Below are 18,331 nucleotides of genomic sequence, written 5' to 3'. Positions count from 1 at the left end.
AAGGCGAGGAAGGATGGACATGTCCTCCAGGGAATTCACCGAGTCCCTTGGCGCGAAGGTCCGTGCCCGCCGCGGCTCCCTGAGCCTGAGCCAGTCCGACCTCGCAGACCTCGCAGGAGTCTCGGAGCGATTCGTCCGGTTCGTGGAGCAGGGGAAGACCACGGTCCAATTGGAGCCACTCCTTGCGGTCCTCGGCACTCTGGGCCTTGAGCTCAAGGTGCAACCCGCGAGCAAGCAATCCAAGCTGCCATGACCTTCCACCGCATCGCCGACGTCTACAAGCAAGGCGTCCTGGCCGCGCGCATCGAGCGGCATGAAGGCGGCACCAAGTTCAGCTACTTGCCGCGGTACTTCGACTCAGGCGGTCCGGCCGTTGCCACGACGCTCCCGCTGACGCGTGAAGCAGTGTTCACCCCGAGCGGCGCGGTTCCGCCCTATTTCACGGGCCTCCTCCCGGAAGGCCGCCGCCTGAATTCCCTGCGCCGGGCGGTCAAGGCCAGCGCCGACGACGAGCTCGCGCTCCTCATGGGCGCGGGCGGGGACGCCGTGGGCGATGTCCAGACGGTCCCCCACGGCGAGCCGCCCACGGAAGGAGGCTCCGCCGTCGTGCTCGACTCGAAGCTGCCGCTCGACTTCGATGCGCTGCTCGGCGATTCGGGCCTCATCGACCCAGTGGCGCTGGCGGGGGTACAGGACAAGTTATCGGCCGGGATGATTTCGCTCCCGGTAGCGCAAGCCGGCAAGCGCTTCATCCTCAAGCTCAATGCTCCCGAGTTCCCGTTCGTGGTGGAAAACGAGTTCCTCATGTTCCGTTTTGCCCGCAAGCTCCGGATACCGGTGAGCAGCGTGCAGTTGGTGCACGACGTCGGCGGGCGGGCGGGGCTGCTCGTCGAGCGTTTCGATCGCCTCACCGGAGCCGACGGCGCTCCCGTGCGCCTCGCCGTCGAGGACGGAGCCCAAGTGCTGGGCCTGTACCCCGCGGACAAGTACAGCGTGCCGTTCGGCGAGGTTTGCGCGGCGCTGGCGGCACACTGTTCCGCACCACTCCCTGCCTTGCGGAACCTCGCCATCCAGCTGGCTTTCGCCTGGCTGAGCGGCAACGGCGACCTGCATGCGAAGAACGTGTCCATGCTTCAGTCGCCGCAGGGCGAATACACCGTTGCCCCGGTCTACGACATCCCCTCCACAGTGGTCTACGGGGACAAGACGCTCGCGCTGGGCATCGGCGGCAAGAAGAGCGGAATCTCCCGTAAGCACTTCCTTGCCTGGGCCGCGAAGCTCGGCCTGACGGAGCGCGCAGCGGAAGGAATTTTGGGACTCGCGCTCACGGCCTCGGGCCCGCTCATCGCAGAGCTCGACGCCGGCGCCTCGCCTTTCGGGCCGCTGCAGACGAGGGACTGGATCAAGGAGCTAAAGCATCGGCGAAGGTTGATGGGCGGGTAGATTTCCCCGCACCGGGCGTCAAAGGGGCAGTCGAACTATCGCTTATTGCGTACCCGTTAACACCAACCCGATCGTGGCATAAAGTAAGGGCACCAAACGGTATCTGCGCGGCCCGCAGACCAGCGGAGCGCGGAGTCAGCATTTCCATTCGTACACAAAAGGGAGACCCTCATGTTGCTTTGGATAGCCATCATTATCGCTGTTCTCTGGCTTCTCGGCTTTATCGGCAATATCGGCGGCGGGTTCATTCACCTGCTTTTGGTCATTGCCGTGATCGTCCTGATCTTCCACTTCCTCCGGGGAAGATCCCGCGCCTAAGTACCGGGCGTTCGGTCCTAGGTTCAAGCGCATGGCGACGCTAGGCTCGCTCTCAGAGGCGAGATGGGCTCGCCGCGAGCCAAGGGATTGAACGTATGGCACAGCAGGCCGGACACCAATCGACATCCACCACGGGCACTCTTCCGCATTCACGCTCGTATCTGAGACCTACACGGTTGCTCTCTCAAAGCGAGCGGGAAAAGCTCCACCCATCGGTCCTGGCGGAGGCCGAGCGCCGGGCCGCAAGCATTCAGCTTCGAGTCGCGGACGCAATTACGGCCTTCGCCGGATCGATGAATTTCGTCTACCTGCACATTCTGCTTTTCGCTGTGTGGATGCTCGTGTTCGAGCAGAGTCCGTGGCCGACGTTGACTCTGATCGTCTCGCTCGAAGCGATCTTCCTCTCGACCTTCGTCATGATCGGACAGAACCGCCAAGCGGCTTTCCAACAGGTGAAGGCCGACCATGACTACAATGCCCAGGAGCATCTGCTCGAAGAGAACACCGACCTCACGCGCGCGATTCACGAGCTCACCGCCCAGATCCACCAGCGGGTCTTGGCGGAAGTCACCGCATCCACCAGCAGCTCGGCGTCCGCAGCCAGCCCGATACAGGATGACCCGACCAAACCTTAGGCAGGCGGGAGCTGCCAAATCGGACCGCTAGTCGGCCAATCGGTCCATTTCGGACAGGAGATCCGGGTTGATGCGCTGCAGGACCAAGTGGATTTCGCCACGGGGCACAGCCTTGTAAAGCACTTCCCGGGCGTCTGCGTACCGAGTGGTGGGTGCCTTGTCCGGCCATTTCTCGGCGAGCGCCCGCACGCGCTCCGGCACGGAGCTGTGGGCGTTGCAGGCGATCTTGACCAGGGTGGCGTCGTGGTCCTGTGCGATGTGCAGGACCACGGCTTCATCGTTGTCCGAGTCATCTTGGAAGCGGCGGGTTACGCGTTCGATGATGCCCACGGCACGTTCGGAAACGCCCATGTCGAGCAGCGCCTGCTTGGTAATCGGTGTGTCCTTGGCGATGTCGTGCAGGTAGCCAGCGATCCGGATGTCGTCGTCGAAATCGGCGAGCGCATCCCCTACAGCCAGCACGTGCTCGCGATAAGGCCGCTTCAGCTTGTCCTTCTGGCGATTGTGCGCCACTTCGGCAAGGACCATGGCTGTTTCAACGGTGAATCTCGGTTCGGTCATGGCTTCATCCTACTGAGCCAGTTCGGTGACTGCCTTCCGCACGGCGGCGCTCAGTTCGAGGTTGCGGCATCCGGCTCCGCCGGGTTCGGCCTGTTGCGGCACGTACCCGAAAGCGAGTTCATACACGGGGTCAGCGAATCCCAAAGATGCGCTGGCGCCGTCGTGCCCGAACGCCCGGTAGCTCCCGTATGGCGAGCGTGCATGCGATTTCATGAACACGGTCCCAAAGCAGCTGGTCTCGCCGAACACGCGGTCGATGCCGAAAACCTGCTCGGCCGAGACAGCCTGGATGGTCTCTTCACTGAGGAGGGGCGCGACGGCGGGCCGGTCGCCGTCGGCGGCAAGTCCGGTGAGTGCCGCAGCGTAGACGCGGGCCATGCCTTCGGCGCTGGCGACCCCGGCGGCGGAACTCAGGCCGGCGGCGCGCACCTCGCGGATGTTGGGCAGGTCAAGGATGTCCCCCACCGCCGAGTTGGCCGAAAGTCCGAAATGGCTCGCGGGATCAATCCACGGCTGGGAGGGGTCCTCGGCCCAACGGAGGGTGGCATAGCGGGACTCCTCGGACTCAGGCAGTCCCAGGAAGAAGTGGGCGCCCGTGACCGAACGGATGCGTTGTTCGTAGATTTCCTGGAGGGTGGACCCGGTGATCCTTCGGCAAAGCTCCTCCATGAAGACGCCGATGGTCAGGGCGTGGTACCCGAATGCGGTCCCGGGCTTCCAGAGCGGCCGCATCTGCGCGAGCTTGGCGGCGGCCAGCTCGGAGTTGTTGTATTCCTCGAGGGTGAGTCCGCCTTCGACTCCCAGAAGACCGGCCTGGTGGGAGAGCAACTGGGCCACGGTAACGGTGGCCTTTCCTTCGGCGCCGAATTCCGGCCAGTACTTGACCACTTCAGCGTCAAGGTCCAGGAAGCCGTCCTGGACCAAAAGCGCGATGACCAGCCCGGACACTCCCTTGGAACAGGAGAAAACACCGGTTACCGAATCCGGGCGGCGGTGCGGGCCGCCGCTGATGTCCAATACCTTGACGCCGCGGTGGTAGGCCGCAAGCTGGGCTGAATATTCCGGGTCCTCGCTGAGGAAACGGCCAAAGAGTTCGGCTACCGGTTCGAATCCAGGGGCAATCGTCTGTGCATCCACCCGGACAGCCTAATCCCTTCCGCCCCCTAACCTCGCTAGCTCGGCCAGGGAACCCGGCAGAATGGGCCCACCTTCCGCCCCCTAACCTCGCTAGCTCGGCCAGGGAACCCGGCAGAATGGGCCCACCTTCCGCCCACTAACTGCCGCGAGTGTCCATGGTCACCACGATCTTGCCCTTGGCGCGTCCCTGCTCCAGCGCGGCGAAAGCGTCGGCGATCTTTTCGAGCGGATAGCTGCTATCCACCACCGGTTTCAGTTTTCCCTCGGAAACGAGGCGTGACAGGAACTTCAAGTCTTCGCCACTGGGGTGCATGAAAAGGTAGCGGTACCGGACGTTGGCTTCACGGGCGCGGCTCCGGATTCCGAGGCTGATCGCCCAGAACAGCGCGGTCATCCAGGCCGGGGCCGCAAGGTCCTTCAGGGCCGTCTGCGGTTCGGGCATCCCCGCGATGCTGACCACTTTCGCGCCCGGCTTGAGGATCTTGAACGTCTGGTCCAGCGTTTCGCCGCCCACGAGATCCAGCGCGGCGTCGAAGCCATGAAGCACTTCGGCCAGGTTCTCCTTCGTATAGTCGACGACGGCGTCCGCCCCGAGCCGCCGCACCAACTCTTCCCCACGGGGAGACGCAGTGGTGGTCACCTCGGCGCCAAAGTACTTGGCCAACTGGATGGCAAGGGTTCCCACTCCGCCCGCGCCCCCGGAAATGAACAGCTTGGTCCCGGGCTTGATCTCGAGCTCGTCGCGCAGTGCCTGCAACGCGGTGAGGCCCGCCAAGGGAAGGCTCGCGGCCTCGGTGTAGCTGAGCGACCTTGGCATGAGCGCCACGAAATCCTCGTGGACGGCGGCGTGTTCGGCAAAAGCGCCCAGCAGGGTCTTGTCCACGCGGGCAAACACCCGGTCTCCCGTGGCGAAGCGGGTGACGCCCGGGCCTACAGCTTCCACGATCCCGGCCAGTTCGCTTCCAGCCACCAAGGGCAGCCTTGGCCTGGTGATCACCCGGACTGCACCTTCACGTTGCTTGTAGTCCACGGGATTGAGTCCCGCGGCAAACACCCTGACCAGGACCTCGCCCGGACCGGCAACCGGCCTGGGGACGTCCTGCAGCTCCATTGCGTCGGCGCCGCCGTAGCGGGTCAGCACATAGGCGAGCACTTAGGCCCCTTTCCGGAGGGTTGATTGCTGAATGCCATTCCATATCCATGGCCCGTGTGGCAATCGGGCCGGATCAAATCCATCCAAGGCCTCGCCAAGCGGCCCTCCCGGCAAGCCGAGCGATTCCAAGATCACGTCCCGCACCTCCGCGGCAGACAGCCCGACGGCGGCAAGGTCGCCGAGCGTCACCGCGCCGTCGCGCTTGGCCAGGCGGGCGCCGTCGCGATTCAGCACCAAGGGGACGTGGGCGTATTCCGGAACGGCAATGCCCAACAAGGACGCCAAATAGGCCTGGCGGGGTGTGGAGGACAGGAGGTCGTATCCGCGGACCACTTGGTCCACGCCCTGTGCCGCGTCATCCACCACCACGGCCAAATTGTAGGCAGTGACGCCGTCGTTCCTGCGGAGCACAAAGTCGTCCACGTCGCCCGTGTATGAACCGTGCAACTTGTCCTCGACAGTCCATTCGTGGGCTTCAGCGCGGAGCCGGATGGCTGCAGGGCGGTAGGCCCGGCGGATCTCGAGCTCCGCCGTCGAAAGGTTCCTGCACGTGCCCGGGTAAGCGCCTTGTGGCGCGTGCGGGGCGGACGGCGCATCCTGGATCTCGCGTCGCGTGCAGAAGCATTCATACGTCAGCCCTGCGTCCGCGAGCCGCTCGATCGCGTCGTTGTACAGCCCGGAACGGTCCGTCTGGCGGACGACGGCGCCGTCACACGTCACGCCGACGGCCCCAAGATCGCGGAGCTGGACTTCCTCGGCGCCGGCCCGAGCCCGGTCGAGGTCCTCCACGCGCAGCAGGAAGGCGCGGCCCGTGGAACGAGCGAAGAGCCAGGCGAGCATGGCGGTGCGCAGATTGCCCACGTGAAGCTCGCCGGAGGGGCTCGGAGCGAAGCGGCCAGCGGAAGTCATGGCACAAGACTATGCGCCGCCGGGCGTGCCTGCAGGATTCCGGGGAGGTCGGGGCCGCTGGGAGAATTGGGTACCTTTAGTTTCCAAAGAGAGGACCAACGTTGAGCTCAGCTCGAGCCAAGGCGATGGAAAGCCGAAGAAGGTTGGGGGCGAACTTATTCTTCCCGACGGGAAGAAATGCTTCGCGCATTTCTCGGTCATCGAGCAATCAGGCGGATACAGGTCCCTCAAGGCGGGTGATCTAGTGGACGTCGAGTGGACCGCCGCCTCCCAAGATGAATACGACTTTGTCGCGGTGTCGATTCAGCCTTTTTGAGAACACGACCCGGGCAGCACAAGAGCCCCTCAGCTACCGCAACGCGTTCGGTGGCTCAGGGGCTCTTATGGTGGTGCCGGCCACCCTTCATGGCGACGCCGACGTGGTGCGGAATGACGATGCGTGAACAAGAGTCAATCAGCGGCTGCGTCTTTGCGGGACGGTGTTTCGGGTGGCCGGGTGGTGTACCGGAGGATCCGTAGCCTGTGGGGTCCGGCGGTAGCCTTTCCCTTCGTTGCCACTATTTGAACAGAAACACTACAACTGGCGCAACGGACTCAATCGCCACTGGTCAATCTGACCGGTTCCTCGACGGAAGGCGATCAGGATGTGGTCACTTTGCCGAAGTTGGCTCCGCAGCTGCCCACGCGGCCATCGCGCCACGGAGCGCAGCACAAAGCTTGGTGGACACTTGGTCCTTGTCCAGGCCGACGGTGTTGAGCAGATCGAAAATTTCCCGGGGGTCGAAGAGGATGTTCCACAGGAACATGGCTTCGTCCCCGAGAGGTGGGAGCCCGAGTTCCTCGCAGGCCTCGCGGAGCGGCCGTTCCAAAGCCTCGGCCTGGATGGTCAGGTAGTACGCGCCGGAGCGAAGACGGGCCAGGTACCCCTCGCCGGAACGGGTGTGGACCATGGAACCGCCATGCTTGATGACGAGACCCACCCAGTGCCGGCTGACGCTTTCCAGCAGTTCCACCCCGGACGTGGTCTGTGCAACGCTGAAATCGCGCAGCTTCTCGCCAACACCGAAGCGGAATGCGGCCAGGACGTCCTCCACCGAGGCGAAATGTCGATACGCGGTCGCGGGAGAGATCTCGGCTTCGCGGGCGATGTCCGTCATGCTCACCGGGCCCTTGGCCTTGGCGAAGAGCTTCCCGGCGGCCCGCACCAGCTGGCGGCGGTTGCGTTGGGTGTCGCTGCGCATGGGCGCCCCCTTCCGTGTCAGATCCCAGCGTATCGCCTGAGCGGCGGGCGCAACGCTGGCCACGTCCGGGGCACTCACCGGAGCTCGGCCAGACCGGCCGCCAACCGCTCCACACCGGCGGTTATGGCCTCGGAGCTGGCGGCGTAGGACAAGCGCAAGTGGAACTCGCCGTTCCGGCCGAACTCGCTGCCGGGACGGACGGCGACGCCGTGGTTGCGAAGGTGGGCGACCATCGCGGCTGCCGGCAGCTCGACGTCGTACTTGGGGAAGAGGTAGAACGCACCTTCCGGCGAGCTGACCGTGAGACCCGGAATCTGCTGGAGACCGGTGGCCATGAGCTCCCTGCGCAACGCATAGGAAGCGTGCATGCGTTCGATGTCGGGGCCGCACGTCTTGAGGGCGGTGAGCGCCGCGTATTGCACGGCCTGGTTCATGGAGCCGTTGAAGGTGTTGTGGATCCGGGCGGCGGAGGCGATGACGTCGGACGGGCCCCAGAGGTAGCCGACGCGCCATCCGGTCATGGCATAGCTCTTGGAGAAGGTCTGGCAGTAGATGGTCCGGCCGGCCAGGGCTTCGATTTCCAGTGCCGAGGTGAAGGGTTCGGGCGTGTAGACGAGATCGCTGTAGGCCTCGTCGGAAAGGATCAGGGTGTCGGTTCCGGCGACCATGTCTGCGAGGGCTTCGAGTTCGCGGCGGGAGTGCACGATGCCGGTGGGGTTGGAGGGGTTGCAGAAGACGAACATCCTGGCGCCTTCAAGTGCGGTGGCCAAGGCTTCGAGGTCCCAGTGCAGGTCATCGGCCAGCGGCACCGGCACGGTGATGCCCCCGGCCATGCTGACGAGGTCCGCGTAGAGGGAATAGGTGGGGTCCGGGATGACCACTTTGTCGCCCGGGTTGACGATGCCAAGGATCGCCGCAGACAGGCCGGCCGTGCCGCCCTGCGTGATGAGCACGTCGCCGGGGCTGGCCACTCCGGCGAGGAGCTGGCCGATACGGGCAGCCAGCTCCTCGCGAAGCACCAGCTCGCCGAGCAACGGCGAGTAGTGGGTGAAGCCGTCCTCGAGGGCACGGGCGGCTGCTGCTCGAACCTGGGCCGGCGTGTCGAAATCCGGCTCGCCCATCGCCAAGGAGACGAGGTCTCCCTTGGATTGGGGCTGCTGCACCCGCAGCGATGTGCGCTGGATGCGCTGCACCGCCTCGGAGGGCTGGAAATCGGCGACGGCGGTGGCTGGCTCGAGTGTCATGAGGGTCCTGATCTGGGTGGTTGCTGAGATTGTTTTGGGGGCGGGCGATTTGGTATTGATTCCGCGGGAGGGCGCGTACAGCCGGCGGGGTTTCATCGCTGCGGCGCCTCGTCGGCGGGGGCTTCGTCGGCAGGGGCTCCGGCCCAGCGGCTGATCTCGATGTCGCCGGAGGTATCCCGCTGGATGGTGGGGGCGATGACCAATTCCTGGACCACGGTGCGCTGCGGCAGCGTCGCCACAAGGTGGATGGCCCGGGCCACGTCCTCCGGCTGGACCATGGCATCGCGCTCTTCCGCGCGAGGCGGGCGGGCGCGGTTGTCCAGGATAGGCGTCGCCGTTTCACCGGGCAGGATGGTCACCGCGCGCAGCCCGTCGTTGCGGAAGGTGTTGTGAAGGTACGTCATGAAGTTCCGGACCGCGGCCTTGGCCGCGCCGTACGCGGCGCCGCCGAGAAGGTTCGGATTCACTGCGGCGAGCGAGGAGACCGTGATGATGGTTCCGGTCTTGCGGCTCAGCATGTCCGGAAGGACTGCCTGGCTGAGCAGGTAGACGGCGTTGAGGTTGACGTCCAGGACGCCGTTCCATTCCTCCTGGCTGATCCACCGGACGTTGAGGACCTTGCTGGAGCTACCCGCATTATTGACGAGGATGTCCACCGGACCGAGGCTTTCGTGGACCCATTCCAGCAGGGCGTCTACATCGTCTTTGGAAGTGATGTCCGCAGCGCGGGCAAAGGCACGTCCGCCGTCGGCGACGATTTCGGTGGCGAGCTCCTGCAGAACGTCCTCACGACGCCCCACGAGCACCACTGCCGCGCCATCTGCAGCCATCAGGGCCGCCGTCGCGCGTCCCATGCCGGTACCGGCGCCGGTGATGATCGCGAGCTTGCCGTCCAGAAGTCCCATGGTGTCAGTTCCTTGCGCTTTAGTGTGAATCATTTGAGATGCCAATCACATATGAGAAGAGTTTCTCATTTCAGAAGATGATGGTCAAGTGTTTTCTTCGGGGACTGCGAGTCACGCCGCGGCGGGACTCGGCGAGGGAGCCGCGGAACTTGCGTAGAGGGGGAGCCCGACGGCGGCGAACAGGGCGTGCGCGCGCTCCTCCAGATGTGCCAAACCGCGCTGCTGTTCGCGGTATTGCTCCACCGCTTCGGCGTTGCTGATCCAGCGAAAGGTCATCTTCCTGCCGGGACTGGCCTGGCCCAGCATGGACAAAGAAGCCTTGGCTGCCACTGCGACGATCGGGTAGCCGGCGGTCAACGTCCTTGAGCGGCCCAGGATGATGAGTTCGTCGCCATGCGGGATTTCGAATGCCCCGATGGGGACCCCATGGGACACGATTTCCCCGAGTCCCTCCGGATGCACCACGGGCCCGTCCAGGCGGAGGCCGACGTGGTTGGATTTGGCGCCGACCGTGTAGTGGCTGGAGCTGAGCAATTTCCGGATGCCGGGCGTCCGGTTCGTTTCGGGACCGTCGACGACGTCGATGGTCCACACCTCGGGGTTGAAGTCCGGCACGGGAACAGGCAGCCGGAACAGTGGCTGGGTCAGGAACGGGTGCGTGAATCCGTGGTATCGGCTGTGGAGGGTGAGCGTCTGCCCGGGAGCGAGTTGTTGGGGGAATCCCATGCGCGATTCCGGCGCTGCGCTGCCCATGAAACGGGCGGTTTCCAGTTCGCCGCTGAACGCCAGGTAATTCCGCATGCCGCCGTTGGCCTTGGCGATCACAACCCGTGCTCCTGCAGGAAGACAAAGCGGCTCCCACATGGCCACCGCGTCGCCATTCACCCTGACCTCCGCCGGGACCCCGGTCACGGCGCACATCACGTCGTGCGTGGCCGTGAACGCGAACCGTCCGCCCATGATTTCCAGGCATGTGGCCTTACGGCTGTTGCCGACCAGGATGTTGGCGACCGCCGCGGAGTGCTGGTCTGCCGCACCTCCGCAGGGGATGCCCATGAACTCGGAATTCTCGCGACCCAGGTCCTGGAACGTGGACAGCCAACCAGCCTCGCTCACTTTGATGCCGATCGCGTGTTCAGGGAAGGTCACTGTTGCTCCCATCCGAGCCATCCGAGCCAGCGCCGCCCGAAGCACGCAGGAATCGGCCTTCAAGCCGTTCCCATTCACCCTCCGGAACCACTTCAAAACGCACCAGATCCCCCGGTTTGTATGACGTGGCGGGGTCTTCCCGGATATCGCAAATGGTGAGTGGAGTCCGGCCGATCACCTTCCAGCCGCTCGGTCCGGGGAACGGCTGGATGATGGCGTTGGTGCCGGCCACCATGACAGACCCGGGTTCCACGTTGGTCCGGGGCTCGACGCAGCGGCTGACCTGGCCCGGGAATTTCACGCCGCCCATCATGGGGGCCATGGCCGCGGCCAACAGGTTGATGGTCAGCACCGAGGACTGGAACTGCTTCAGCACGGCATCCGGGCTCAGGCCCAGTTCCCGGGCGACCCCCGGAAGGTCGGGGGAGAATTCCTCGCTGACCACCATCGGTATGACAAAAAGTGATTGCGAGGCGCCGGGTGCTCCCGGTTCCAGGCCTTTGCCGGCAACGGCCAAGCGGATGATCTGGGCCAATTGTTCGTGTGTCACGGCAAGGCAATCGAACTCGACCAACAAGGACTCGACGCCCGCCACGATGTCCAGCACCCCGTACGGCCGCACCTCCAGCAGCACGTCGCGGAGCCGTCTGGCCCCCGCCCGGCGGAGGTCGCCGTCGTCGTTCTTGACCCGGAGCATGAGGGCTGAGTCGCCGAACGGCTCGGCTTCCAGTTCGGGCGGGTGGTGCAGCCGCTCCGCGGGTGCTGTGTGCGTGGTCATGAGTCCTGCTCGGTGGTGCGGGTGATGGATCCGGGGGTTGTTCAGCTTCAGACCGTGGCGAGCCGGGCCTTTTCGGCGAGGACTTCCTGGAGGCCTGTGGCTTTGATGCCCGCCTTGTCGAGGGCCGCACGCAGTGCGGTGCCGTTCTGCAGGACCTGCGGGTGGTCGCCGTGGAGGAGGACGACGTCGGCATCGTGGCCCAGCGGGACCACCTTCCCGGTGACGGCGCGAACGGTCCCTTCGGTCACCACCTGGACCACGCGGCGGCCGATTTCCTCGGGGTCGTGCAGGAGTGCGCCTTCCCTGTTTCGCGAGACCGGCATGCCGTCTTCGCCGTAGCCGCGGTCTGCGAGGAAGACGTAGCCCACCTGAAGTCCGCGCTTGCGGGATTCATCGGCCAGGAGGCCGTTCTGGCAGATCACGATGTAGGAGGGGTCGTAGGCCTTGATGGCATCCGTGATGGCGCGGGCGTGCTTGGCGTCGGTCTGGGCGATGCTACCCATCCGGCCGTGCGGGGCTACGTGGCTGATCTTGCCGCCATGGATGCGGGCGAACGCGTCCAGGGCGCCGATCTGGTAGAGGACGTCGGTGCGGATTTCTTCTTCGCTGGCTTCGATGAGCCTGCGGCCGAAGCCCACCAGGTCCGGGTATCCGGGGTGGGCGCCGAGTTCGATGCCGCGCTCCACGCAGGCCTTGACGGTGGCATCCATGACCCTCGGATCGCCGGCGTGGAAGCCGCAGGCGATGTTGGAGGCGGTGACGAGGCCGAGCAGGGCGTCGTCGTCGCCGATCGTGTAGTTACCGTAGCTTTCGCCGAGGTCTGCGACGACGGCGACTGAATTGATGCTCAAGGTGGCTCCTGCTTCTGTTCCTGGTTAGGAGGTTCTGTTGTCTTGCTTAGGGTTCGACGGCGGCGGCTGCCGTTCCAGTGGCGGGCGGCCACCGCCGTCGGGGTTCTGGTCTGGCTAGTGAGTCTGCAGGGGCTGGCCCTTGGTTTCCTTCAGGAAGTAGACCGAGACGAGCGTGATGATGGCCGTCCCGATCGAGGCGTAGGCGGGAACCATGCTGTTGCCGGTGGCCTTGATGAGTTCCGTCATGACCAGCGGGGCGCTTCCGCCGAAGATGATGGTGCTGATGCTGAAGCCGATGCTGTACGCGCTGTAGCGGACCGTGGTGGGGAACATTTCGGTCAGGACGGTGTGGACGACCGCGGCGTGGCCGGAGAACGCGATAGCCATCACGATCGTGGCAACGCAGGCCAGCGGCATGTTGCCCGTGGTGATCATGGCGAACATCGGGTACGAAACCACGGCCATGAGCACGGCGGAGAGAGCCAATACGGGTTTGCGGCCGATGCGGTCGGACAAGCGCGCCATGAGCGGGATCGCGATGATGATGGCCACCAGGCTGACGGCGGTGACGAGGAGCGCCTGGAGCATCGTGAAGTTGTGTCCGGAGCCAAGCTGGGTCTTCAGGTACGTGGGCATGTAGGCGAACAGGAGGTAGTAGCCGGGACCGTTCAGTGCCGGAAGGAAGATGGTCAGGGCGATGGCCTTGAGGTGGCGCTTGGAGGTGAAGACGGTGCGCAGCGGGTTGCGTTCCACCTCGTTGCGCTCACGCAGTGCCGCGAAGTGGGGGGTGTCTTCCATCTTGGAGCGGATATAGAAGCCGACGTAGCCCAGGGGCAGGGCGAAGAGGAACGGAATCCTCCAGGCCCAGGCCTCCATGGTGGAATCTCCGAGGGCGGTGATGAGGCCTGCGGAAATGGCACTGCCGAAGAGGAGAGCGCAAAAGGAACCGACCGCAATGAAGCTCATGGAGTAGTTGCGGTGCTTGTTGTGGGCATACTCTCCGACGAAGGCCATGGCGCCTGCCACTTCGCCACCGGCCGAGAATCCCTGGAGGATCCGGAACAGGATCAGCAATGCGGGAGCGGCCCAGAAGATGACCGAGTACGACGGGATGAGGCCAATGCAGGCCGTGGCCCCGGAGATGAGGAGCAGGAGCACAGCGAGCAGGTTCTTGCGGCCCAGCCTGTCGCCCAGGAATCCACAGATGACGCTGCCGAAGGGACGGGCCAGGAAGCTCACCAGGAATCCGACGTTGGTCAGGAGCAAGGATCCGATGTCCTTGGAACCCATGATGTTGATGGCCAGGTACGTGGTGAGCAGGCCGTAGATGCCGTAGTCGTACCATTCCACGAAGGAACCCATGGTGCCGGCAAAGGTTGCTTTGCGCACCATCCTGCCGTCAGCGGTTACGACTTTGATTTGAGCGGTGTTCAGTTCCACTGAGTCCGTCGATTGCTTTGTCATGGTGGGTGCTTTCAGTCTATGAGGGGGCTGGGGTGGGAGAAAGCGCTAGCTGTATTCGCGGGTGATTTCCGCTGTCATCTCGGCCTCGTGCGCGGCCACGGCGATGACTCGTTCCAGGATTTCCGCGGCACGGGCCTGGGGGATGATGACCACTCCGTCGTCATCGGCGGCGACGATGTCGCCCGCCGAGCAGACGATGCCGCCGATGGCGACGGGTTCGCCGATGACTCCGGGGCCGTTCTTGAACGGACCCGCAGGGGTGACACCCCGGGCAAAGACGGGGAACTTGATTTCGGTGATGGTGGCGCGGTCCCGGATGTAGCCATCAATGATGGCTCCGGTGGCGCCCGCGGCTTCGAAACGCTGGGACAGCTGCTCGCCCACCAAGGCACGGTGTTCGTGGCCGAAGCCGTTGATGACCACCACATCGCCGGGCTGGATGTAGTTCAGCGCTTCGATGACGGCGGCATTGTCGCCGGCGGCGCCCAGCACGGGGAGGGCCGAGCCGACGCAGCGGGCGCCTTCCCAGACCGGGCTGATCCCGCCGTCGACGATTCCGAGCCGCTCCATAGCGTCACCGATGTTTGCCACGGGGAACGCCTCGAACGCTCGGACCAGTTCGCGGGGCGGCCGGGTCCAGGATGCGGTGCGGACGGTCAGTTCGAGTGTTGTTGCCATTTTCTTCGCCTTTGGTTTCTTCCCAAGAGCCGGCGCTTTGGGCGTCGATCGTCTTGAGACGTCAATCACATATGAGAAGAGTTTCGCGTTTTAAATTCACGCCGTCAAGGGTTTCCCGTTACGGGCATGTAAATGATTCGCAACCACGGCTCGGGGCGGCTCGCTCGCGTCGTCGGGCCTCGGTGCTGGGATTGTGCGGGAGAATGGTATCTGGTTGGACATTTTGACCAGTCGAACCTTGAGCGACCAGGCAGAAAGCAGCAGCGATGCAGGAATTGGATTCAACGGACAAGCGCATCCTTGCCGCGCTCGACGACGACCCCCGTGTGCCGATCATGGTCCTCGCCCAGCGCTTGGGCCTGGCGCGCGGGACGGTCCAGTCGCGCCTGGAGCGCATGACGGCGTCAGGCGCCTTGCGTCCGAACAGCAGCCGCGTACTGCCTTCCGCACTCGGACGGGGCGTTGCGGCGGCGGTGAGTGCGGAGCTGGATCAGAGCCGGCTGAACGAGGCGATCGCGGCCCTGCGCAACATCCCAGAGGTGCTTGAATGCCATGCGCCGGCCGGGGACACCGACCTCATCATCCGCGTGGTCGCAACGAGCCCGGACGATCTATACCGGGTGTCCGAAGAGATCAGGCTGTGCCCGGGGATCGTGCGCACGTCCACCAGCATGTTCCTGCGCGAGGTGATTCCGTACCGGACGACAGGGTTGCTGCAAGGCTGAGGTCATATTTGGAAGTAGTGGTTTCTGCGGGGTTTGCGGTGCGGGTCGATGTGCGGTGGCGGGATGAACCAGGGCACGCCCGCTTGGACCTGGATGTGCCAGTCTTCCTTGTGGATCAGATGATGGTGATGGCTACAGAGCAACGTCCCGTTCGCGGCGCTCGTGACTCCGCCGCGGGACCAGTACTCGATATGGTGGGCCTCGCACCAAGGGGCCGGCATGGTGCACCCGGGGAAAGCGCAGCCCTTGTCCCGCGCGGTGACGGCCTTGCGGATGTGCGGCGGGAAGATCCGTGAGGCCCGTCCGATGTCCAGGACCTGGCCCTCGCCGCCCAGGACCACGGGGATGATGTCGGCGTCGCAGGCCAGTTTGCGCAGCGTGGCGGCCGGGGCGGGCCCGGTGAACGTGAAGGACCCGGTGTCCAGACCTCGCCCGGGTTGCCCGGGCCGGGCGGGTACGCCAAAGAGTGCGGGGTGGCCGGGCCGGGAAGGCTGCCCGTCTTGCGAAGCTTGCCCGGTGTGCGGATCCCGGTGGTCCTGGGGGAAGAGGTCGCGGTGGTCGATGGTGGCCAGGATCTGCGGGCGGTGGCCGCCCGTGGCAGGCAGGGATCCCGCGGCCAGGGCGATCTTGCAGGCACCGACCAGACCGTCCAGGAGCTTCTGCGCCCGCGACCGCCGGTCCGGCGCCCCGGCACTCCCGGACGACTCGCCGGGGGAATCGCCGGATGCCTCGCCGGACGAATCGCCGGAAGGCTCCGCGCAGACCTGAGCTGTGCCCTGGGTTGCTGCGCCCTGGGGTGTGCGGGTTCGGGGGTTGGTGGCGGTGTTCATGACCGTGAGCAGGTGTTCGTATTGCTCGGTGGTGGCGAAGATCTCCACATGCGCCAGGCCGTGTTTGGGGCGGCGCAGGAACGCTCCTTGGTGGTGGCGGAGGGATTCTTCGGACGGTTCCGGTCCGTCCTGGTCGATCGCCTCGATCCAGCGCCGGGCCACCCTGGCCAGGAAGTCCTGGTCGTTTTCCTCCGCGGTGCGGGCCAGGGCGTATTCCATTTCCGTGGCCTTTTCCGGGCTGCACAGCGGGCGCACCTTCGCCACGGCCATCGTGATGATCCCGGCCGAGCGGGACCCGATCACCCCGGACGCCAGCGCCGCGGCGGTTTCCCCGTGCCGGGCAGGGACCGTTTGCCCGGTGAGGCTCCGGCCCGGCAGCAGCTCCCGGGCGAGGGCGAGCCGGCGCCTGGCCTCGGCGGCACCGATCCGCAGCAAGGACCGCAGGTGCTCGGCCGTGGACCTGAACTCCCCGCCCCGGGCGCTGCCCGTTCCCGGGGAAGAAGCCGCACCGGCCTGCACGTCCGCGGGGCCCGCCGTGGTCCCGGACGTCCAGCCCGCGCCGGCGCCTGGATCCGCGCCGGCGGCCCAGCCCGTTGTCCAGCCCTGCCGGCTGACGGGTTCATCGTTCCGGGCCCTGTCCAGCCCGGCAGCGGCGGCCACCTGGAGATAGTCCAGGGTCCGGGAGAGCTCCTCCACCCCGGACGCGAACGCAACAGCCTCTTCGAAACCCAGGACTCCGACGTCGTCCGCGGCTTTGTCCGCCAAAGACCTCGCTGCCGCCACGGCCCCGTCCAGAACGGCCAGCCGGCCGCCCCGCCCGCGCGGATCCACCAACACCAGCCCGCCCGGAGGCGTGCCCGGGCCCCCGGCCACGCGCCGACCACGGGCACGATGCGACGCCACGAAAAGCCCACCGGACCCAAGGCCCTGCCGGGTGTCGACGCATCCGATCGCTTCCATGGAAACACTCTGCCAGGAGGCTACGACATTTTTAGCCGGCCCCGGAACCAAGCCACCGATACCTACCGACGTTGGCTCGGCAACGAATCCCAAGGCCCCGACCGGTTCCGTCGTGGAAACCGAACTCAGACCGGCGGTCCCGCGTTCGGCTTGAGGTTCTTCATCACCAACGTCGAGTTGAGGCGCTCGACGGCGGGAAGCGCCGAGAGTTGGTCGTCGTAGAAGCGCTGGTAGGCCGGGAGATCGGCTGCGATCACGCGGAGGAGGTAGTCCGGCGAGCCGAAGAGTCTCTGGGCCTCGACGATGTTCGGAATGGCTGCCACCCGGTCTTCGAACTCCGACATCGTGGTGCGGTCAGCCTGGCGCAGGGTCACAAAGACTATCGCCTCGAATCCGAGGCCAATCGCCCCAGGATCGATGTCTGCCCTGTACCCACGGATGACCCCGGAAGCTTCGAGATCCCGCAGTCTGCGATGGCACGGAGCCACGGTCAGTCCCACCTTTGCGGCGAGCGCGGTGGCAGTCATTCGGCCATCCTCTTTGAGGTGGCGCAAAATAGTTCTATCGATTCCATCAATCACGCAAATATCTTACCGAAACCCCGGCAAGCCTGGCTAAAAATAGGAACACTTATGGGCCGATTTTCCATAAAGTTCATGGTGTAACCGCCAGCCAGGAGCCATCATGAATCCCCAGCTTTTCCTCGCCTTCGTCATTGTCGCCGTCACCTTGGCGTGCACCCCGGGCGTCGATTGGGCGTATTCGATTGCCGCTGGCCTTCGGCAGCGCAGTTTCCTCCCCGCTGTGGCCGGCCTGTGCAGCGGCTATGTGTTGCACACGGCCCTCCTGGTGGCCGGACTCGCCGCCGTTTTGACGGGCGTTCCGGGGCTTCTTGGCTGGCTGACGATCGCGGGTGCCGCGTACTTGCTCTGGCTCGGCGTGAGCACCATGCGCTCGTGGCGCGGCGCGAGCTTCAGTGCGGATGACGCCGTCGGGCAGTCCCGAAACCAATTGCGCACCTTCCTGCAAGGCATGGGTACAAGCGGCATCAACCCCAAGGGCCTGCTGTTCTTCCTGGCGCTTGTGCCGCAATTCGTGAGCCCGGAGGCGTCGTTGCCGGTGCCGGTGCAGTCAGGCGTGCTGGGCCTCACGTTCGTCCTATTCGCAGGCATCATTTACACGGTGGTGGCCCTCGGCTCGCGGAAGCTGCTGCAGTCCCGGCCTTCGGCCGCGCGTGTGGTGACCCTTGCGAGCGGCATCATCATGGTGGGCCTCGGGGCTGTCCTGCTCGGCGAGCAGCTACTTCCGATGCTCCGGTGACACGGCCGCTGGGCTATCTCGCTCTGGTGT

The 18,331-nt window shown here is 65.2% G+C and carries 21 protein-coding genes; 7 read left to right on the top strand and 14 right to left on the bottom strand.

Going from position 1 to position 18,331, the window contains the following annotated elements:
• Positions 1-19: 19 nt before the first annotated feature.
• The 4 genes from AC3WJU_RS03800 to AC3WJU_RS03785 all read left to right on the top strand — a co-directional run bounded on the left by AC3WJU_RS03800 (position 20) and on the right by AC3WJU_RS03785 (position 2,396).
• Positions 20-253: a helix-turn-helix transcriptional regulator gene (locus AC3WJU_RS03800; RefSeq protein WP_113990646.1), complete on the top strand. Its 234-nt coding sequence runs from the start codon at positions 20-22 to the stop codon at positions 251-253.
• A complete protein-coding gene (locus tag AC3WJU_RS03795) occupies positions 250-1,443 on the top strand; it encodes a type II toxin-antitoxin system HipA family toxin (protein ID WP_492259153.1) in 1,194 nt (397 codons plus the stop codon). Before AC3WJU_RS03800 ends, AC3WJU_RS03795 begins: the two co-directional genes overlap by 4 nt.
• 171 nt (positions 1,444-1,614) lie before the next feature.
• Complete coding sequence (locus AC3WJU_RS03790; RefSeq protein WP_113990647.1) at positions 1,615-1,761, top strand: lmo0937 family membrane protein; 147 nt, start codon at positions 1,615-1,617, stop codon at positions 1,759-1,761.
• Between the two features lie 95 nt (positions 1,762-1,856).
• Positions 1,857-2,396, top strand: a complete 540-nt coding sequence (locus tag AC3WJU_RS03785) for a DUF1003 domain-containing protein (RefSeq protein WP_084784483.1) — start codon at positions 1,857-1,859, stop codon at positions 2,394-2,396.
• Positions 2,397-2,423: 27 nt separating this feature from the next.
• Here the strand turns inward: AC3WJU_RS03785 and AC3WJU_RS03780 are convergent, their stop codons facing one another.
• The 4 genes from AC3WJU_RS03780 to gluQRS all read right to left on the bottom strand — a co-directional run bounded on the left by AC3WJU_RS03780 (position 2,424) and on the right by gluQRS (position 6,156).
• The gene (locus tag AC3WJU_RS03780; RefSeq protein ID WP_492259152.1) at positions 2,424-2,957 is read right to left on the bottom strand and encodes an HD domain-containing protein; all 534 of its coding nucleotides are present in this window, start codon (positions 2,955-2,957) and stop codon (positions 2,424-2,426) included.
• 9 nt (positions 2,958-2,966) lie between these two features.
• Positions 2,967-4,094, bottom strand: coding sequence for a serine hydrolase domain-containing protein (locus tag AC3WJU_RS03775; RefSeq protein ID WP_492259151.1), 1,128 nt, complete (start codon positions 4,092-4,094; stop codon positions 2,967-2,969).
• A gap of 136 nt (positions 4,095-4,230) precedes the next feature.
• Positions 4,231-5,247, bottom strand: a complete 1,017-nt coding sequence (locus AC3WJU_RS03770; RefSeq protein ID WP_307053240.1) for an NADP-dependent oxidoreductase — start codon at positions 5,245-5,247, stop codon at positions 4,231-4,233.
• Positions 5,248-6,156 carry a tRNA glutamyl-Q(34) synthetase GluQRS gene (gene gluQRS, locus AC3WJU_RS03765; RefSeq protein ID WP_492259150.1) on the bottom strand — a complete coding sequence of 303 codons (909 nt, stop codon included), beginning with the start codon at positions 6,154-6,156 and terminating at the stop codon, positions 5,248-5,250.
• Here gluQRS and AC3WJU_RS03760 point away from each other — a divergent pair.
• A complete protein-coding gene (locus tag AC3WJU_RS03760; protein WP_492259149.1) occupies positions 6,155-6,472 on the top strand; it encodes a S1 domain-containing protein in 318 nt (105 codons plus the stop codon). The two genes, gluQRS and AC3WJU_RS03760, sit on opposite strands and share 2 nt — an antisense overlap.
• Positions 6,473-6,806: 334 nt before the next feature.
• On the opposite strand, the gene AC3WJU_RS03755 is transcribed toward AC3WJU_RS03760, so the two are convergent.
• The 8 genes from AC3WJU_RS03755 to AC3WJU_RS03720 form a co-directional block, all read right to left on the bottom strand.
• On the bottom strand, positions 6,807-7,397 hold the full coding sequence (locus AC3WJU_RS03755; protein WP_268020064.1) for a TetR/AcrR family transcriptional regulator: 591 nt from the start codon (positions 7,395-7,397) through the stop codon (positions 6,807-6,809).
• A 74-nt stretch (positions 7,398-7,471) separates the two neighbouring features.
• Entirely contained in the window at positions 7,472-8,641 is a 1,170-nt protein-coding gene (locus tag AC3WJU_RS03750; protein WP_492259148.1) for a pyridoxal phosphate-dependent aminotransferase, read from the bottom strand.
• A gap of 92 nt (positions 8,642-8,733) precedes the next feature.
• Positions 8,734-9,546, bottom strand: a complete 813-nt coding sequence (locus AC3WJU_RS03745) for an SDR family oxidoreductase (RefSeq protein ID WP_492259147.1) — start codon at positions 9,544-9,546, stop codon at positions 8,734-8,736.
• Positions 9,547-9,657: 111 nt separating this feature from the next.
• Positions 9,658-10,695 carry a 5-oxoprolinase subunit C family protein gene (locus AC3WJU_RS03740; RefSeq protein ID WP_492259146.1) on the bottom strand — a complete coding sequence of 346 codons (1,038 nt, stop codon included), beginning with the start codon at positions 10,693-10,695 and terminating at the stop codon, positions 9,658-9,660.
• On the bottom strand, positions 10,682-11,473 hold the full coding sequence (locus AC3WJU_RS03735; RefSeq protein WP_492259145.1) for a carboxyltransferase domain-containing protein: 792 nt from the start codon (positions 11,471-11,473) through the stop codon (positions 10,682-10,684). The genes AC3WJU_RS03740 and AC3WJU_RS03735 overlap by 14 nt, the downstream gene beginning before the upstream one ends.
• A gap of 47 nt (positions 11,474-11,520) precedes the next feature.
• Positions 11,521-12,324, bottom strand: a complete 804-nt coding sequence (locus AC3WJU_RS03730; protein ID WP_441433616.1) for a LamB/YcsF family protein — start codon at positions 12,322-12,324, stop codon at positions 11,521-11,523.
• Between the two features lie 114 nt (positions 12,325-12,438).
• Positions 12,439-13,788, bottom strand: coding sequence for an MFS transporter (locus tag AC3WJU_RS03725; protein WP_441433617.1), 1,350 nt, complete (start codon positions 13,786-13,788; stop codon positions 12,439-12,441).
• A gap of 45 nt (positions 13,789-13,833) precedes the next feature.
• Positions 13,834-14,466, bottom strand: coding sequence for an RraA family protein (locus AC3WJU_RS03720; protein WP_332602877.1), 633 nt, complete (start codon positions 14,464-14,466; stop codon positions 13,834-13,836).
• Between the two features lie 266 nt (positions 14,467-14,732).
• On the opposite strand from AC3WJU_RS03720, the gene AC3WJU_RS03715 reads away from it, so the two are divergent.
• On the top strand, positions 14,733-15,191 hold the full coding sequence (locus AC3WJU_RS03715) for an Lrp/AsnC family transcriptional regulator (RefSeq protein WP_306963577.1): 459 nt from the start codon (positions 14,733-14,735) through the stop codon (positions 15,189-15,191).
• Positions 15,192-15,193: 2 nt separating this feature from the next.
• On the opposite strand, the gene AC3WJU_RS03710 is transcribed toward AC3WJU_RS03715, so the two are convergent.
• Together AC3WJU_RS03710 and AC3WJU_RS03705 are read right to left on the bottom strand one after the other, a co-directional pair.
• On the bottom strand, positions 15,194-16,981 hold the full coding sequence (locus AC3WJU_RS03710; RefSeq protein WP_492259144.1) for an HNH endonuclease signature motif containing protein: 1,788 nt from the start codon (positions 16,979-16,981) through the stop codon (positions 15,194-15,196).
• Positions 16,982-17,106: 125 nt separating this feature from the next.
• A complete protein-coding gene (locus AC3WJU_RS03705) occupies positions 17,107-17,562 on the bottom strand; it encodes an Lrp/AsnC family transcriptional regulator (RefSeq protein WP_284989253.1) in 456 nt (151 codons plus the stop codon).
• 103 nt (positions 17,563-17,665) lie between these two features.
• On the opposite strand from AC3WJU_RS03705, the gene AC3WJU_RS03700 reads away from it, so the two are divergent.
• Positions 17,666-18,301, top strand: coding sequence for a LysE family translocator (locus AC3WJU_RS03700; protein WP_059388707.1), 636 nt, complete (start codon positions 17,666-17,668; stop codon positions 18,299-18,301).
• The last annotated feature ends 30 nt before the right edge of the window (positions 18,302-18,331 follow it).

This window comes from Arthrobacter sp. FW306-1B-F12A, assembly GCF_058781865.1.
Note: the sequence above shows the minus strand (reverse complement) of the source record. Positions and strands in the feature narration are given on the sequence as shown.

Coding starts and splice junctions, on each gene's coding strand:
- AC3WJU_RS03800 (WP_113990646.1), top strand. CDS start 20: ATGTCCTCCAGGGAATTCACCGAGTCCCTTGGCGCGAAGGTCCGTGCC.
- AC3WJU_RS03795 (WP_492259153.1), top strand. CDS start 250: ATGACCTTCCACCGCATCGCCGACGTCTACAAGCAAGGCGTCCTGGCC.
- AC3WJU_RS03790 (WP_113990647.1), top strand. CDS start 1,615: ATGTTGCTTTGGATAGCCATCATTATCGCTGTTCTCTGGCTTCTCGGC.
- AC3WJU_RS03785 (WP_084784483.1), top strand. CDS start 1,857: ATGGCACAGCAGGCCGGACACCAATCGACATCCACCACGGGCACTCTT.
- AC3WJU_RS03780 (WP_492259152.1), bottom strand. CDS start 2,957: ATGACCGAACCGAGATTCACCGTTGAAACAGCCATGGTCCTTGCCGAA.
- AC3WJU_RS03760 (WP_492259149.1), top strand. CDS start 6,155: ATGGCACAAGACTATGCGCCGCCGGGCGTGCCTGCAGGATTCCGGGGA.
- gluQRS (WP_492259150.1), bottom strand. CDS start 6,156: ATGACTTCCGCTGGCCGCTTCGCTCCGAGCCCCTCCGGCGAGCTTCAC.
- AC3WJU_RS03755 (WP_268020064.1), bottom strand. CDS start 7,397: ATGCGCAGCGACACCCAACGCAACCGCCGCCAGCTGGTGCGGGCCGCC.
- AC3WJU_RS03750 (WP_492259148.1), bottom strand. CDS start 8,641: ATGACACTCGAGCCAGCCACCGCCGTCGCCGATTTCCAGCCCTCCGAG.
- AC3WJU_RS03745 (WP_492259147.1), bottom strand. CDS start 9,546: ATGGGACTTCTGGACGGCAAGCTCGCGATCATCACCGGCGCCGGTACC.
- AC3WJU_RS03735 (WP_492259145.1), bottom strand. CDS start 11,473: ATGACCACGCACACAGCACCCGCGGAGCGGCTGCACCACCCGCCCGAA.
- AC3WJU_RS03725 (WP_441433617.1), bottom strand. CDS start 13,788: ATGACAAAGCAATCGACGGACTCAGTGGAACTGAACACCGCTCAAATC.
- AC3WJU_RS03720 (WP_332602877.1), bottom strand. CDS start 14,466: ATGGCAACAACACTCGAACTGACCGTCCGCACCGCATCCTGGACCCGG.
- AC3WJU_RS03715 (WP_306963577.1), top strand. CDS start 14,733: ATGCAGGAATTGGATTCAACGGACAAGCGCATCCTTGCCGCGCTCGAC.
- AC3WJU_RS03710 (WP_492259144.1), bottom strand. CDS start 16,981: ATGGAAGCGATCGGATGCGTCGACACCCGGCAGGGCCTTGGGTCCGGT.
- AC3WJU_RS03700 (WP_059388707.1), top strand. CDS start 17,666: ATGAATCCCCAGCTTTTCCTCGCCTTCGTCATTGTCGCCGTCACCTTG.